This is a genomic window from Brevundimonas sp. Leaf168 (assembly GCF_001423685.1).
GTDB lineage: Bacteria > Pseudomonadota > Alphaproteobacteria > Caulobacterales > Caulobacteraceae > Brevundimonas > Brevundimonas vesicularis_C.
The window spans coordinates 305,059-320,036 of the sequence record NZ_LMOY01000009.1 but is presented as its reverse complement, the minus strand read 5'-3'; the positions used below and the strand labels follow the sequence as shown (position 1 = coordinate 320,036).

The 14,978-nt window shown below is 66.7% G+C and carries 15 protein-coding genes; 3 read left to right on the top strand and 12 right to left on the bottom strand.

Translation table 11 applies throughout. The features are described 5' to 3' along the window. Positions 1-2 precede the first annotated feature (2 nt). The 7 genes from der to ASF81_RS10540 all read right to left on the bottom strand — a co-directional run bounded on the left by der (position 3) and on the right by ASF81_RS10540 (position 6,250). Complete coding sequence (gene der / locus ASF81_RS10570; protein ID WP_055754955.1) at positions 3-1,622, bottom strand: ribosome biogenesis GTPase Der; 1,620 nt, start codon at positions 1,620-1,622, stop codon at positions 3-5. A gap of 31 nt (positions 1,623-1,653) precedes the next feature. After that, positions 1,654-3,036 carry a PQQ-binding-like beta-propeller repeat protein gene (locus ASF81_RS10565; RefSeq protein ID WP_055808392.1) on the bottom strand — a complete coding sequence of 461 codons (1,383 nt, stop codon included), beginning with the start codon at positions 3,034-3,036 and terminating at the stop codon, positions 1,654-1,656. A gap of 26 nt (positions 3,037-3,062) precedes the next feature. Next, positions 3,063-3,878, bottom strand: a complete 816-nt coding sequence (locus ASF81_RS10560) for a tetratricopeptide repeat protein (protein ID WP_055808390.1) — start codon at positions 3,876-3,878, stop codon at positions 3,063-3,065. 79 nt (positions 3,879-3,957) lie between these two features. Then, positions 3,958-4,794, bottom strand: a complete 837-nt coding sequence (panB, locus tag ASF81_RS10555; protein ID WP_055808388.1) for a 3-methyl-2-oxobutanoate hydroxymethyltransferase — start codon at positions 4,792-4,794, stop codon at positions 3,958-3,960. Between the two features lie 69 nt (positions 4,795-4,863). After that, positions 4,864-5,280: a hypothetical protein gene (locus ASF81_RS10550; RefSeq protein WP_055808386.1), complete on the bottom strand. Its 417-nt coding sequence runs from the start codon at positions 5,278-5,280 to the stop codon at positions 4,864-4,866. Next, a complete protein-coding gene (locus ASF81_RS10545) occupies positions 5,270-5,827 on the bottom strand; it encodes an RNA polymerase sigma factor (RefSeq protein WP_055808384.1) in 558 nt (185 codons plus the stop codon). The genes ASF81_RS10550 and ASF81_RS10545 overlap by 11 nt, the downstream gene beginning before the upstream one ends. 24 nt (positions 5,828-5,851) lie before the next feature. After that, positions 5,852-6,250 (bottom strand): DUF6249 domain-containing protein, encoded by a 399-nt coding sequence (locus ASF81_RS10540; protein WP_055808381.1) that lies wholly within the window; start codon positions 6,248-6,250, stop codon positions 5,852-5,854. A gap of 175 nt (positions 6,251-6,425) precedes the next feature. Between ASF81_RS10540 and ASF81_RS10535 the strand changes: the two genes are divergently transcribed. Both ASF81_RS10535 and ASF81_RS10530 read left to right on the top strand, forming a co-directional pair. Then, entirely contained in the window at positions 6,426-6,665 is a 240-nt protein-coding gene (locus tag ASF81_RS10535; RefSeq protein WP_055808379.1) for a DUF2188 domain-containing protein, read from the top strand. A 7-nt stretch (positions 6,666-6,672) separates the two neighbouring features. Beyond that, positions 6,673-7,482 carry an endonuclease/exonuclease/phosphatase family protein gene (locus ASF81_RS10530; RefSeq protein ID WP_055808377.1) on the top strand — a complete coding sequence of 270 codons (810 nt, stop codon included), beginning with the start codon at positions 6,673-6,675 and terminating at the stop codon, positions 7,480-7,482. Here the strand turns inward: ASF81_RS10530 and ASF81_RS10525 are convergent. The 5 genes from ASF81_RS10525 to ASF81_RS10505 all read right to left on the bottom strand — a co-directional run bounded on the left by ASF81_RS10525 (position 7,475) and on the right by ASF81_RS10505 (position 13,698). Then, positions 7,475-7,822 (bottom strand): ArsC family reductase, encoded by a 348-nt coding sequence (locus ASF81_RS10525; RefSeq protein ID WP_055808375.1) that lies wholly within the window; start codon positions 7,820-7,822, stop codon positions 7,475-7,477. The two genes, ASF81_RS10530 and ASF81_RS10525, sit on opposite strands and share 8 nt — an antisense overlap. Positions 7,823-7,884: 62 nt before the next feature. Beyond that, positions 7,885-8,892 carry a sensor histidine kinase gene (locus ASF81_RS10520; RefSeq protein WP_162237595.1) on the bottom strand — a complete coding sequence of 336 codons (1,008 nt, stop codon included), beginning with the start codon at positions 8,890-8,892 and terminating at the stop codon, positions 7,885-7,887. A gap of 91 nt (positions 8,893-8,983) precedes the next feature. Continuing rightward, on the bottom strand, positions 8,984-9,952 hold the full coding sequence (locus ASF81_RS10515; protein ID WP_156363216.1) for a winged helix-turn-helix domain-containing protein: 969 nt from the start codon (positions 9,950-9,952) through the stop codon (positions 8,984-8,986). Positions 9,953-10,294: 342 nt separating this feature from the next. Then, on the bottom strand, positions 10,295-11,011 hold the full coding sequence (locus ASF81_RS10510) for a hypothetical protein (protein ID WP_055808369.1): 717 nt from the start codon (positions 11,009-11,011) through the stop codon (positions 10,295-10,297). Positions 11,012-11,079: 68 nt separating this feature from the next. Further along, complete coding sequence (locus ASF81_RS10505; protein WP_055808367.1) at positions 11,080-13,698, bottom strand: TonB-dependent receptor domain-containing protein; 2,619 nt, start codon at positions 13,696-13,698, stop codon at positions 11,080-11,082. 173 nt (positions 13,699-13,871) lie between these two features. On the opposite strand from ASF81_RS10505, the gene ASF81_RS10500 reads away from it, so the two are divergent. Next, on the top strand, positions 13,872-14,960 hold the full coding sequence (locus ASF81_RS10500) for an ABC transporter ATP-binding protein (protein ID WP_055808361.1): 1,089 nt from the start codon (positions 13,872-13,874) through the stop codon (positions 14,958-14,960). Positions 14,961-14,978 lie beyond the last annotated feature (18 nt).

Sequence of the window (14,978 nt, the reverse complement as noted above, 5' to 3'; positions counted from 1 at the left end):
CGTCACTTCTTGGCGCCGCCCTTTTGGCCCGTGCGGATCCGGCCCGAGCGCGACACCTGGCGGGCGCCGCCGCGCGCGCCCTTTTGGACCGCCACCGACGAACCGGCCTTCTTCGACGCGCTGGACTTCAACCCGCCCAGGATCTTGGGCTGAGCCTTGCGGGTCTTCTTCTGCTCCAGCGCCTTGCCGGGCAGTTTGGACAGGGCCTCTTCCTTCTCCGCCTTCTTGACGCGGCGCGGCGCAGTCTTGGCGTCGCCCTTGTAGCGTTCGGGCCCGGACTTGGCGCCGCCCTCGGCATAGGGGTTCACACCGCTGGACTTGACGTTCAGACGGATCGGCGTGCCCGGCAGGTCGAAGCTCTCGCGGATCGAGTTGACCAGATAGCGCTTGTAATGCTCCGGCATCGACTCGGCGCGGTTGGCCATCAGCACGAAGGTCGGCGGGCGAGCCTTGGTCTGGGCGATGTATTTCGGCTTGATCCGCTTGCCGTCCACGGCGGGGGGCGGGTGCCGCTGGGTCGCCATGGACAGCCAAGTGTTCAAGTCTTTGGTCTTCACCTTGACCGACCAGGTGTCATAGGCCTGAAGCACCGCCGGCATCAGCCGTTCGACGCCGCGTCCGCTGTGCGACGACAGGGCCACGAACGGCGAACCCTTCAGTTGCGGCAGCTTGTCCTCAGCCATGCCCTTCAGCTTGGCCATGCGGGACTGGGGCTCGTCCTCCAGGTCCCACTTCGACGCGACATAGACCAGGGCGCGGCCCTCGCGCTCGACCAGATCGGCCAGCTGCAGGTCCTGGGTGTCGAAGGCGTCGTCCTTGTCCATCATCAGGATGACGACTTCGGCGAAGGTGATGGCCCGGATCGTGTCGGCGACCGACAGCTTCTCCAGCTTCTCCTGCACCCGCGCCTTGCGACGCATGCCGGCCGTGTCGACCAGGCGGATGTTCTTGCCCTCGAACTGCCAATCGACGGAGATGGAGTCGCGCGTGATGCCCGCTTCCGGCCCCGTCAGCAGCCGGTCGTCGCCGATCAGGCGGTTGATCAGGGTGGACTTGCCGGCGTTCGGACGGCCGATGACGGCGATGCGGATCGGCTTGTCCGGCTCGTCGATCTCCTCGACGAAGATGTCCTGCGAGGCCGCGACGATGGCGGCGTACAGATCGGCCATCCCCTCTCCGTGCTCGGCCGAGATGGCGACGGGTTCGCCGAAGCCCAGGGCGTGCGCCTCGCCGACGCCGCCGCCGCTTTCGCGGCTCTCGGATTTGTTGGCCAGCAGGATGATCGGCTTGTGCACCCGACGCAGGCGCTCGGCGAAGATCCGGTCCAACGACGTCACGCCCTCGCGGGCGTCCATCATGAACATGACCAGCTCGGCGTCGTCCAGCGCGGCCTCGGTCTGCTCGCGCATCCGGGCTTCCAGGCTGTCGTCGGTGACGTCCTCATATCCTGCCGTGTCGATCAGCGTCAGGTCCATGTCGCCGATGTTGCCGTCGGCGTATCGCCGGTCGCGGGTCACGCCGGGGCGATCGTCGACGAGCGCCAGGCGCTTTCCGACGAGGCGGTTGAACAGTGTCGATTTGCCCACATTGGGGCGGCCGACGATGGCGACCTTCAGAGCCATGTCGGCCTTCTAGCTTAGTTTGGGCTGAAAATCAGCGGATGCAGATCAGTTGGCCGTTGTCGGTCAGCACATAGAGCGCGCCGTTATAGGCGGCCGGCGCGATATAGGCCGGCGCGCCCAGCTTCAGCGTCGTCTGCGCTACGCCGGTCTTCGGATCGAAGGCGACGGCTTCGCCGAACGAATTGACCATCACCAGACGGTTGGAGGCCAGCAGCGGCCCCGACCATTGCGGGCGGATGGTGCGACGACCGAAGGTCAGGAAACCGCCCTCGCGGCGCTCGCGGCCCTCGTTCAGTTCGCGCGTCCAGTAGATCTGGCCCGTGTCACGGTTGGCCGTGATCAGCTGACCCGACTTGGACACCACGAAGACGGCGTCGCCGACCGGCAGAGGCGCGTTCACCCCCGTCACCGGCAGTTGCCACTTGGGCTGGCCCGAACGCAGGTCCAGCGCCGACATCACGCCCGAATGGCTGACGCCATAGACCATGCCGCGGCTGATGACCGGACGGCCCGCCACGTCGCGAACCTCAGACAGGGCGCTGGTGCGGCTGGTGCGCGACAGGGTCTCTTCCCACACCGCCTGGCCGTTCAGGGCGCTCAGCGCGACCAGCTGGCCCGAGGCGAACGGGGCGACGACGGTCGTGCCGCTGACGGCGGGGCTGGAGGCGCGCATGACGCGCGCCGGCTCGGCGATGCCGCGATAGGTCCAGTCCTGGGCGCCGGTGTTGGCGTCAAAGGCGAACAGCTGGCTGTCCACGTCCACGACGAAGACCCTGTTGCCCGAGACGGTCGGGGCGCCGTGGATCGGGGCGTCCACCTGCTGGGTCCAGACCACCGCGCCGGTGTTGGCGTCCAGCGCCGTCATCGAACGATAGCCGGACGAGACGAAGACCTTGCCGCCGCCGACCGCGACGCCGCCGCCGAAGCCGCCGTTGCGGTCACGATCGGCGTTCTTGACGTTGGCCCTCCACAGGATCGCGCCGGTGTCGGCCGAAACCGCCGAAACGGTCGATTCGCCGTCCAGCACGAAGATCTTGCCGTCGGCGGCCACGATCGGGGCCATGACGTTGCCGACGTGAGCCGATCCTGAGCCGACGCCCCGCTTCCAGGCGATCTGGAAGTTCGGCGCCGCAATGACGTGCTCGACCAGGTTCTCGGACGTGCCGCCCGGCTGCGTCCAGGCCGTCACGGCCTGCGGACCCGGCAGGAAGAAGTCGCGGCCGGACAGGGCGGCCGACGGCGACAGGCTCTGTTCGAACTCCAGCACCGAGATGCGCTGGCCGGCCGAGGCGGTCGCGCCGGCGTCTTCCTTGCCGCCGCCCAGACCGAACGGCAGGTTGCGGCGCACGGTGCCGCAGGACGCCATCGTTGCGGCGACGCCGCAGATCAGCGCGACTTTCAGAACTCGGTTCATCGGGGGCGTCCTGTAAGGGGTCGTCACTATTGGGCGGCCGGCGCGGCGGCGGGAGCCGCCTGAGCGGGTGCGGCCTCAGCCGGGGCAGCCTGGGCCGGAGCAGCCTGGGTGGCCGAGGGCGTCATCGCGTTCGCAGCGCCGGCGGCCGGCGGCGTCGCCTTGGCGGCGGCGTCGATGATGGGCTTGATGGCGGCGGCGGTGCCGGCGTCGATGGATTCCACGGCGATCTGGGCGCGCTGACGGATCGAGTCCGGCACGTCCTGACCCAGTTGCAGCAGCACGAACGCCTCACGCGCTTCCTTGGTCTTGCCGTGTTGCAGGCGCGCCAGGGCCAGGGCTTCCTGGGCGAAGGCGTGCAGCGGGCGCTTGTCTTCGGCCAGCGGCGTCAGACGCTTTTCGATCTCGGCCAGCGGCGCGGTGTCCATGACCAGGAAGGCCGCCTTCAGGGCGGGCGGGTCCGACAGGATCGGATCGCTGGACGCCTTGGCGGCCTCGTCGAACAGGCGAACCGCGTCCTGGAACTTGTTGGCGCTGACGGCCAGGCCGGCCTGCTGCTGCAGGGCCAGGACCTTATAGGCGCCATTGCCTTCCTTGATCGCTTCCTCGAAGGCGGCGCGGGCGTCCATCGGCTTGTCGGCGCGCAGGGCCTCCATGCCGCGATCATAGGCTTCGGCGGCCTTGGCGGCCTTGTTGGAGTTCAGGCTGTCCCAGCCCCACCAGCCCAGGGCGCCGATCAGGGCGACGACCAGCACCACGCCGAAAACGGGCAGCCAGGTCTTGGCCAGGCGCTTCAACTTGTCGGAGCGAAGCTCCTCCTCGACCTGCTCGAAGACATCAACCACTGAAACGTCGCCCCAAAATCGCGAAATGCAAACCGGCGCGGACCCTAGAAGGTCGGCTCCCCGCCCGCAACGTCGTCCGTTACTGCGAAGCCGGCTTTTTCGAGAAGTAGGTCTCGACTTCGGCAGGAAAACGGCGGGTTTTCACATCGCTGGCGAAAGCGGCGGCCGCGCGGTCGATCTCGGTGCGCAGATCGGCGTATTTGCGCACGAACTTCGGGGTCCAGTCGAACATGCCGAGCATGTCGTTGACCACCAGCACCTGACCGTCGCAGGCGGCCGAGGCGCCGATGCCGATGGTGGGCGCGTCGATCGTCTCGGTGATCTCGCGCGCCAGCGATTCGGCGACGCCCTCGATGACGATGCAGAAGGCGCCGGCCTCGGCGACGGCCTTGGCCTCGGCCAGCACCCGATCGCGCTCGCTCTCGGTCCGGCCCTTGGCCTTGAACCCGCCCTCGGCCAGGATCGCCTGGGGGCGCAAGCCGACATGGCCCATGACCGGAATGCCGCGCTTGACCAGGAAGGCGACGATCTCGGCCATTTCGATGCTGGTTTCCAGCTTCACCGCCTGGGCGCCCGTCTCCTTCATCACCCGCACGCAGTTGGCGTAGGCGACCTCCTTGCCGCCTTCGTAGGAGCCGAACGGCATGTCCACGACCACCATGGCCCGTCTGGCGCCGCGCATGACGGCCTGCCCGTGCAGGATCATCATCTCCAGCGTCACGCCCACGGTATTGGGCAGGCCGTGAACCGCCATCCCCAGGCTGTCGCCGACCAGCAGCACATCGCAGTGCGGGTCCAACAGGGCCGCCATCGGCGCGTCATAGGCCGTCAGGCAGACGATCGGCTCGCCGCCCTTGCGCCCCGCGATATCGGGCACGGTGATGCGTTTGACGCTCTCTTGGGTGTGGACGGACATCGCCGGGCCTCCTGACGTGAAGGGGTCAGATAGGCCCCTGCCCCGCCGGTGTCACCCTTGCAGCCGCGCTCACACGTCCTGCGACAGCTTCGCCACGCCCGCCGCCATCAGGGCGACCAGGGCGCCGGCGACGATCCAGAAGGCCATCATGCCCGAGCCGTTCATCAGGTCCAGCGACCCGACGCCCAGACCTTGAAGGCCCAAGCCATCCAGGCCCGACTGCGCTGCGCCCTGCGCCGTGGCGGCCGCGGCTCTAAGGCCTTGCGCCAGGGTCGTATCGCCGTCGGCGGTGAAGTTGATGTTCACCCCCTCGCGCACCGCCAGCACGCCGCCGATCAGTCCGGCCGCCGTCAGGGTCAGGGCGCGCCAGCGCGACCGCGTCTCCATGCGCGCCTTGACGGTCGCCAGGAACAGGGCCTCGTCCGGCAGGCTCGGCGCCTGGGCGAACAGCCTTTCGATCATTGGATCGAATTCGTCAGCCGACATGGACCGACCTCCCGCCTGAGCCGTGCGCCGGTTGAAGCCGCGCACGGAGTTTATCCAGACCACGTTTGACATGCGATTTCACCGTGCCAAGCGGCAAATTCATGGCTGCCGCGATTTCCGGATGCGACATCCCCGCGCCGTGGCACAGGGAGACGCAGACACGCTCTGTTTCGCTGAGCGTCTTCAACGCCTCGTCCAGGTCCATCAGACCGCCGCGATCGACGACCACATCCGCCTGGTCGGCCTCAATCTCGGCGACGTAGCGCGCCTCCTTGGCCACCCGCTTCAGATAGAGTCGTGCGGCGATCTTCTTGATCCAGCCCGCAAATGTCCCCTGCCCGCGAAACTCCGCGCACCGCTGAAACCCTTGCAGAAAGGCGTCCTGCGCCACGTCGTCGGACAGGGACGGCGTCGCCCCCATCCGCCGCAGCAGCCCCCGCACCGCCGACCCGTGCCGACGCACCAACTCGCCATACTCCCGCCGACCGCCGGCCGCCGCCTGGGCGGCCAGCTCCACATCGTGGAAGTCTCTCAATGATTTGACCATGACGTTGCCCCCTTCCGGCGGACGTCAGTCTTTGTTCGGGTTGAAGAAGCCCAGGATGATGAAGGCGACGCCGATGGCCGCGGGAATACAGGCGATGCCCAGCAACGCGCCCTGGCCATTGCCGCCCCAGACGTGCGTCGTGCCCTGAACGACGATGCCGAACCCGGCGATGCCGATGCCGCTCGCCAGGCTGAGCACGCCCTTGCGAATGTCCTTGCTGCGCGACGGCAGCCCCTTCTGCACATCCTTAGTCATCACATCGAGCAGTTCGGGCGGCAGTTCCTGACCCTTGTCGACGGCGAGACGCACGGTCTCCTGCATGTCGCGCTTTTCGCGGTACTTCAGGAAGGTGGGGCCGAAGACGATGGCCGTAATCGTGCCGAAGACGGCGAAGATGGCGAAGATCGGAATGAAGTCTTCCATGTCGAGTATCCCTTGAACCGTTGCAGCAGCCTGATGCGGCGGCCTTCTGATCACAAGAGGCTGGCCGACGCCTCAATGGATGCGCGTCGTTGCGTGAAATCTTCGTAAGGTCGCCGTTTCGGCCGCCGCCGGTTCGGTCTAGGGTCCGGTTTCATCAATCTCAGGAGCGCGTCCCATGGCCCATGTCACCTATCGCATCGTCGAGCATGACGGCGGCTGGGCCTACAAGTCCGGCGACACCTATTCCGAGACCTTCGCCACCCACGACGACGCCAAGGCCGCCGCCGTGCGCGTCGCGCGCGAGCAGCGCGTGCCGGACCAGACCGCAGCGATCGAATACGAGACCGCCGCCGGCGAATGGGTCACCGAAAGCGCCGACGGCCACGACCGCCCCTCCACGGACGTCGAGGGCTGAGGCCGAGATGATCCACCGTCGCACCCTGCTGGCCGCCGTTGCCCTCGCGCCGCTGGCAGGCTGCGCCACGGCCCCAAAGGCTAAGACGCCCACAGAGCTGAAGCTCGTCACCTTCAACATCTGGCACAATCTCGGAGACTGGACCGCCCGCCGTCCGCTGCTGATCGCCGCCCTGAAGGCCCAGGACGCCGACGTAATCGCCCTTCAGGAGGTGCTGGAGGACGCCAATGTCGGGCTGGAGAACCAGGCCCGGATGCTGGCGCGCGAGCTGGGCGGCTATCACGTCGCCTTCGTCTCGACCGACGCCGAGGGCGCCCCGCGCCGTTACGGCAACGCCCTGCTGACCCGACTGCCGGTTCTGGCCGAGGCCTCGACCAAGCTTGAGCCGCTCGACGATTTCCGCACCGCGCTTCGGCTTCGTGTCGCGGTCCAGGGTCGCCCGGTCGATGTCGTCGTCACCCATCTGGCGTGGCAACAGGACGCCGGCCCGGTCCGCGCCCGCCAGATCGCGTCGCTGCTAAGCTGGCTGCCGCAGGACGGCACGCCCCTGATCGTCCTGGGCGACTTCAATGCGACGCAAGACGATTCCGGCCTCGCGACCCTGACGGGCCCCCGCTTCTTCAGCGCCCTGCCCCGCGGTTCGGTCACAACCACTCTGAACCCGGCCAAGGGTCACCCCGAGCGCGTCATCGACCATATCTTCGTCGAACAGGCCGCCTTCACGCCCGGCGAGGCCCGCCGCTTCGGCGATACGCCGACCCACGGCGAATACCCGTCCGACCACTTCGGCGTCGCCGCGACCGTTCGGCTCAGGTAAGCGCTGAGGCGTAGGTCTCGGGCTTGAACCCCACCAGCCGTCGATCCCCCAGATCCAGCACCGGCCGTTTAATCATCGACGGTTGGGCCGTCATCAGCGCGATCGCTTTCGCCTTGTCGATGTCCGCCTTGTCGGCATCTGGCAGCTTTTTGAACGTCGTCCCGGCCCGGTTCAGCACCGTCTCCCAACCGTGCTCGTCGACCCATTGGCCCAGCCGCCCTGCATCGACCCCGGCCTTCTTGTAGTCGTGGAAGATGTAATCCACGCCCTGCTGCTCCAGCCAGACCCGGGCCTTCTTCACCGTGTCGCAGTTGGGAATGCCATAGAGGGTGTAGGTCATGGGGCTCTCCAAAGTCGGGGATCAAGCGAATGCAGCCGCTTTCGCCCCCTCGCAAGGCATCGTCAACTGTCGGTCAGACGCGACGCCGGCGCTGTGAATGTCGCCGAGAACCCCTCTACGCCATAACGAAGATCCGCGCCGCCGCACCCCAGCAGGCCTCTCGCGAGCAGTTTGACGCCAAAGCCGGTCTTGAGCGGCGGATGGGCCGGCGCACCCCCGCCTTCGATCCACGTCAGGACGAGTTCGCCCTCACCCAGCCGCCAATCGACCGAGACGCGGCCGCCGGGCTTGGCGAGGGCCCCATGTTTGAACGCGTTCGTCGTCAGCTCGTGGATGATCAAGGCGACCGTCTGCGCCACACGCGGCGACAGGTGCACCGACGGCCCCGAGATGGAAACCGGCCTGCGCACCAGATTACCCACCGCGTCGCGAACGATCTCACCGAGGTCGCCGCCATTCCACGCCTTTTCATCCAACGTCTGCTGGGTCTTGGCGATGGCGTTCAGTCGCTCGTCAAAACGCTCCAGCACATCGCGATCGACGCCCGACAAAGTGCTGCGGGCGACCGCTTGAACCAGGGCGAGGGTGTTCTTCACCCGGTGACCGCATTCGTCGACCAGCATCTGCCGGTGTTGCTCGCCCCGCGCCTGCTCGGTCGTTTCGATGGCGATATTCAGAATGCCGACGATCGCGTCGCCGTCCCGTACGGGGCTGTAGGACAGGACCCAGCAGGTGTCTTCCGAATAGCCGTTTCGAACCATCGTCAGCGGCAGGTCTTCGAGAAAAACAGTTTCGCCTGCCAGCGCCCGTTCCGTCAGGGGGCGCAACACGTCCCAAACCTCATACCAGACCTGGTCCAGCGGACGGCCCAGGGCGTTCGGATGCTTTTGTCCGAGCAGCGGAATATAGGCGCCGTTATAAAGCAAGGTGCGCTCCGGGCCCCACATGACGCTGGCCGCGAAACCCATTCCCATCATCATGTCATACAAAATGCTCAGCGCGGGCGACCAATCGCGCCTTGGCCCCAGGGGCGTCGTCGCCCAGTCGAACGCATCAATAAGGGCTGGCATCGGCGCGGCCCCTGTTGACGACGGCATTCGACGAGCAACCGACGAATGCAGCTCCAGCATCGATCTGTGATGCGAACCTCATCATCGTCGTTCAGAATAATCGAATGGTTTCGCTTGGCCGATCGACGATCACGCCCGCGACATAGAGTTTGCGCACCAGTTGCTGCGTGCCGAGAATCGTCCGGCTTTGGAAATCGAGCCAGTTCGCGACCAGGGTCTGATCCGGCAGATTGATGTCTCTCTTGCCCGCGACCCGGATCACCAGGCCTGCCTTTTCAAGCTGACCCAGGTGCCGGCGAACCGTTTCGTCGTCCATTCTGGCGGCCTTGGCGACCTCGATCACGCTCACTGGCCCGAACGGCGGGTTCAGCAGGGCAAGACGGCCGGCGTCCGGCTGGCCATGACCAACGCGCAAGGCGCTCCCGGTGAGATGCGACAGCCAGAGCAGGACGTAGTGCGTCGTCAGGCTGATTTCGGGCTTCAGCGATCGGGCGTGCTGGATGCCTTTCAGAACGTGCGCCGTCATCAGCCGCGTCGCCAAGCCTGCGACTGGCCAGGCTGGCGTGACGACCCGGTCGCCGTCGCGGGCGCCGCATGCATTCAGCATCGCCAGCCCATCGACGAACTCCACCGTGGCCAGAAGGAAGGCTTCCATCGCAGACTTGAACGGTTTCGACTGCGACACCTCGGCGCGCAACACGAAGCCGCCGTCGGTCCGCACCAGCACGCCCCGCTCCACCAGGCCCGCCAGTTTTGTGCGCGCGCTCTCGCGCGGCACGCCCAGGGACATGGCGATGCTGATGGCATTCACAGGCCGCCGCAGGGCGTTCGGCATAATGCCGGCTCCAATGGAAGGGTCGCGTGCCGCACCTTCGTCATCGGCGCCTCTTACGTTCGCATCCACCACGCCTGCGGTCAGCAGCGCTGATATCAGATCCTCGTCGATCCAGGTGCGGGATGCGGCGATGAAATCGAGGGTCAGCTTCGTATTCAGCCAAGCGACCTGAGCGGCCTGTAAACGCAGAGACATTGGCGGACCGTTTGAGGCTTCGACGAACACTGTCGCCCTCGCTCGCGCCCCTGTCGACAAGGCAACTACCGAAATTGAGGTTTCTGGACAGATGCCGGCCGACGATCGATCCACGCACAAAGGCGCAGCGTTGCCGTCATTGTTCGCCGACAAATCCCCTTTAGTGTCGGGCGCTTAGAGACGGCCTTCGTCAATCGACCTTACGTGTCCCCGAACGGGACTATGATGTCGACGGGTCTTTGAAAACAGCAGCGCTCACGAATTGCACCACCTTGCACTTTGCACGCCTTTTCCGGACGCCGTGCAATTTCGCTCGGTCGCTGATTTCAGACGAATTAGACGAATTAGACGGTGTTTTTGTCAGGCGACCGTCTAGGCCGCGAACCCGGCGAAGACGCCGATGACCATCACGATGAAGGTCGCAACGACGCTGGACAGACCGATGGCCGTCATCACGATCAGGCCCTTGGCCAGGCCGGGGACCACGCCCCGATACCACCGTCCCCGCCCCATCCGCATGAAGGCCACGATGCCCAGCGCCAGCATCAAAAGGCTGCACGCCGCAGCCAGCGGGCCGGGGCTGAACATGAACCAGGCCAGCGGCAGCAACGGCACGGTCCAGGCGTTCAGATAGGCGAAGGCCGCGCGAAACCCGCATCTCAGGCCCAGGTCCTCGGCGTCCCACAGGCGAAACAGCGGCATGGCCGCCAGGGCATAGAGGGGCGCCATGATCGGCACGGCCACCAGCGACATCCAGCCGTCGGCGTCCGACATGAAGGCGTCGCGCGACTTGCCCGCTTCCTGAAGCAAAGGGTTCAGAACATCGGCCGGCATGCCTTCCAGGTAGAAGCTCAAGCCCCCACGCAGGAAGACGATCAGCATCAGGATCGCGTTCAGCGCCAGATACAGTTTCAACGGCTTGGCGTAACGCCCGCCCCCGGTCGGCCCCTCGATCATCCAGGCCTGCAGCACCAACCGGGGCCGCACCAGCAGGTCGCGCGCGGTCCGCACCTCCGCGCCGCCAAAGCCCAGCGCGTCCTCGGACAGGTCCTTGAACGCCTGCTTGCGCGTCGTCTCGCCGTCGGTCATCGGATTCTCCCCTAGGGGATGCATACACCGCCCGGTTGACCGCGCAACCGCCGATCAGAACCGCTTGCTCAGAACCGCTTGCTCAGGCCGATGCTGACCACCCGCCCGCGCGGATCGGCCACGACCGGGTCATAGCCCAGGGCGAACTGCGCCAGCGGCGGCGCCTTGTCGGCGACATTGACCACCCCGACCGACAGATCCAGGTCAGCGCCGATCGTGCGGCGATAGAACAGGTCGACCGTCGTCTGGCTGGCGATGCTGGCGTCGGTGATGCCGCTGCGGTCGTTGGCGTATGCGTCGGTATAGTGGACCAGGGCCGTCACCGCGTTCGGCCCGCCGCTCCAGCCCAGGGCGAATTCCCCGCGATTGCGCGGAAGGGACCGGCCGATGTTGTTCAGGTTGGTCGAACCGACGCCCGACACCTTGGCGGCCGATGCGTCCAGCCGGATGTCATAGGCGTCCACATAGGTCCAGGTCGCCGAGGCCGTCGTCTCGCCGCCCCAAAGGCCCCGCCGATAGCGAGCCGACAGGTCGATCCCTTGGGTCTCGATGGACGAGGCGTTGACGAAATACAGCTGCACGAAGTTCAGGGCGCCGCTGGCCGAGCGGGTGATGCGGCTCTGCGCCTCCGTGCCGGTCCGCCCCGCCGCCGTGTCGGCCGCCGCCTGGTTGATGACGGCTTGCGCCGACTCCTTGACCACCTGATCGGCATAGTCGAACCGCCAGGCGTCCACGCCCAGCTCCAGCCCGTCGATCGGCGTCCAGACTGCGCCCAGGTTCAGGCTCTCGGACTTCTCCGGCTTCAAATCAGCCCGGCCCGAGGTCAAGGTGTTGACGAAGACGAACGCCCCCCGGTCGAACACCGACGGCTGCGACGCCTGCGCCCCCGACTGGGCATAGACCGACGGGGCCCGGAACCCCTGCCCCCACGACGCGCGCAGGGCCAGGGCGTCGGTGACGTCCCAACGGATCGCGGCCTTGGGGCTGAACCGGCCCTCGTCGCCGTCATAGGATTCGTAGCGCCCGGCCAACTGCGCCTCGATCCGGTCGCCCAGATGTAGGCGGGCTTCGGCGAAGGCGGCCAAAGCCTCCTGATCGCCCTCGAAGTCCGGCGACACGCCCGCCGTCAGCAGATCGCCCCGGTTCACCAGGTCGCTCCAGTCGTGGCGGAAGCCGCTACGGCGATACTGGGCGCCGACGGCGACATCGACCGACCCGCCGGCCCAGGCCAGGGCCTCGCCGCTGGTGGAGGCGTCCGCCGTCATCAGGGTCGCCGCGCCCCGCAGGCCGGTCGAGCCGATCAGGCTGTCGATCAGGGCGGCGCTGTTCGCCGTTCCGGTCCCCAGATAGGCGCTGCCGAACGGGTTGAAATACTGGCAGGCGCCGACGCCGGGCGTCCCCGTCGCGGGATCGCAGCCCGCCCCGCCCAGGCCGTTCAGCGCATTCTGCAAGGCGCTGCCGATGGTGTCGGGCTTGTCATAAACGACATGCTGACGGCTGCTGGTCGCCGACAGGTTCCAGCTCCACCCATTGCCGAAGCGGCCATCCAGCCCGGCCGCCAGCCGCCACGTGCGATAGTCGAACTCGGCCTGCGACGCGCCGGCCTCCGCCCCCAGCAGCCGCCCCCGGAACAGCACCGCCTCGCCGAACGGATTGTCAGGATGGGTCGCCGGCACCGTCAGCGACCGCGCCAGGATCGGCAGCGAGGGCGACTGGCGCGCGATGGTGTTGGTCGCCGACCACGCCCCTTGCAGCGACAGGGTCATGTCGCCCACAGGCCGTCGGTAGTCCGCGAACAGCTGGGTGCGCGTCTCCTCCGGGGCCAGATCGAAGAAGTCCGAATAGTCCAGCCGGCAGAAGGTGTCCGTGGGCGAGTTCAGATAGGCGCTGGCGAACGCCGGATCGCCGCACGCCGGATCGGGCGAAAACCCATTGCGGCTGGGTCGGAAATAGGAACCCGGCTGGCCATAGCTGGTCACGGCCGTCCAGGCGGCGCGGCCATAGCGTTCGGCTTGGGTGAAGTCCCGCTCGTCCGACCCAAGGGCCGAGCGATGGAAATGCGAGGCCGCCAGCGTCAGGTCGCCGCCTAGCAGGCCGAACCCGCCGAGGGCCTCGATCACGCTCTCTTGCGACCCGTCGGCGACGGCGTATTTGGCGCTAACCTCGGGGCGCTCCACTCCCCGCCGGGTGATGAAGTTGACCACGCCCGCCACCGCGTCGGAGCCATAAACCGCCGAGGCGCCGTCCTTGACCACCTCGACCCGCTGAAGCGCGATCATCGGAACCAGCGAGTTGATGTCAACGAAGTCCGAGCCGTCCGTCGCCACCACGGCGCTATTTGTCCAGCGCTGGCCGTCCACTAGAACTAGGGTCGAGCCGAGACCGAGATTGCGCAGGTTGAACTGGGCCGTGCCCGAACTTTGCGGCTGGTTCAGCTGATCGACCTGGGCCTCCGCTCCCGAATTGGCCGTGACCAGCCGGACAAGTTGAGAGGCATCGGCGATGCCGGCGGCGGCGATTGTTCCGCGGGCCACAGTCTCTACCGGGGCAATCCGCTCGCCGCCTGCGATCCGAGAGCCGGTGACGACCACATCGTCCAAGCGCGACGCCTCCTGGGCCTGGGCGGCCGCAGCCGTGGCCAGCCAGGCGATCGAAGCGGTCACCATCAAAAAGTTGCCCTGCGTCATTCGGATACTTCCCCGCGATTGGCAGCGGCTTCTATCCAGCGCTTCGATTTTGCGAAAGCTTAATTTTGCAGTTTTGCAATTTCAGTTGTGCGCGAGACATCGAGCGCCATTGATCCCGCCATGTAACCGGTTACGGTGCGGCAAAACAGAAACGGGTCAGGGAAGCAGGAAGCATGGCGAACGTCCGTCTGGTCGACGTGAAGAAGGCGTTCGGCGCCGTCGAGGTGCTGAAGGGTGTCGATCTGGAGATCGCCGACGGCGAGTTCATCGTCTTCGTCGGGCCCTCGGGCTGCGGCAAGTCCACCCTGCTGCGCACCATCGCCGGTCTTGAAGAGGCGACGACGGGCCAGGTTCTGATCGGCGACCGCGTGGTCAATGACCTGTCGCCGTCGGACCGGGGAATCGCCATGGTGTTCCAGTCCTATGCGCTCTATCCGCACATGACGGCCTATGAAAACATGGCCTTCGGTCTGAAGCTGGCCAAAACGGACAAGGCCGAGATCGATCGCCGCGTCCGCGCCGCCGCCGAGGCGCTCAGCATCACCGACTATCTGGACCGCAAACCCAAGGCCATGTCGGGCGGCCAGCGCCAGCGCGTCGCCATCGGCCGCGCCATTGTGCGCGAGCCCGAGGTCTTCCTGTTCGACGAGCCCCTGTCCAACCTGGACGCCGCCCTGCGGGTGCGGATGCGCTATGAGTTCGCGCGGCTGCACGCCGAGCTGAAGACCACCATGATCTACGTCACCCACGACCAGGTCGAGGCCATGACCCTGGCCGACCGGATCGTGGTGCTGAACAGCGGCAGGATCGAACAGGTCGGCGCGCCGATGGACTTGTACGAGCACCCTGCCAACCTCTTCGTCGCCGGCTTCATCGGCAGCCCCAAGATGAACCTGCTGGCCGCTGAGATCGTGGAAGCCTCGGCTGCTGGAGCTACGGTGAAGACGTCCGCAGGCGAGACTATCAGGGTGTCGGTTGACGCCGCCTCGGCCAAGCCGGGCGATGCCGTCACTTTGGGCTTCCGTCCCGAGCATCTGACCACGACCGGCGACGGCGATGCGCTGACCGCCGAGGTCATGTTCGTCGAAACCCTGGGCGCCACCACCATGGCGCACCTGAAGCATCCGGCGACGCAGGACACGCTGACGGTTCAGTTGGCGGGTGAACTCCGTGCCAAGGCGGGCGAGCGCCTGACGCTGCACGTCCCCGCGAAACAAGCGCATCTGTTCGACGCGGCCGGTAAGGCGTTCCAGAGGCTCTGACCCCTCCCACTGGGAGAG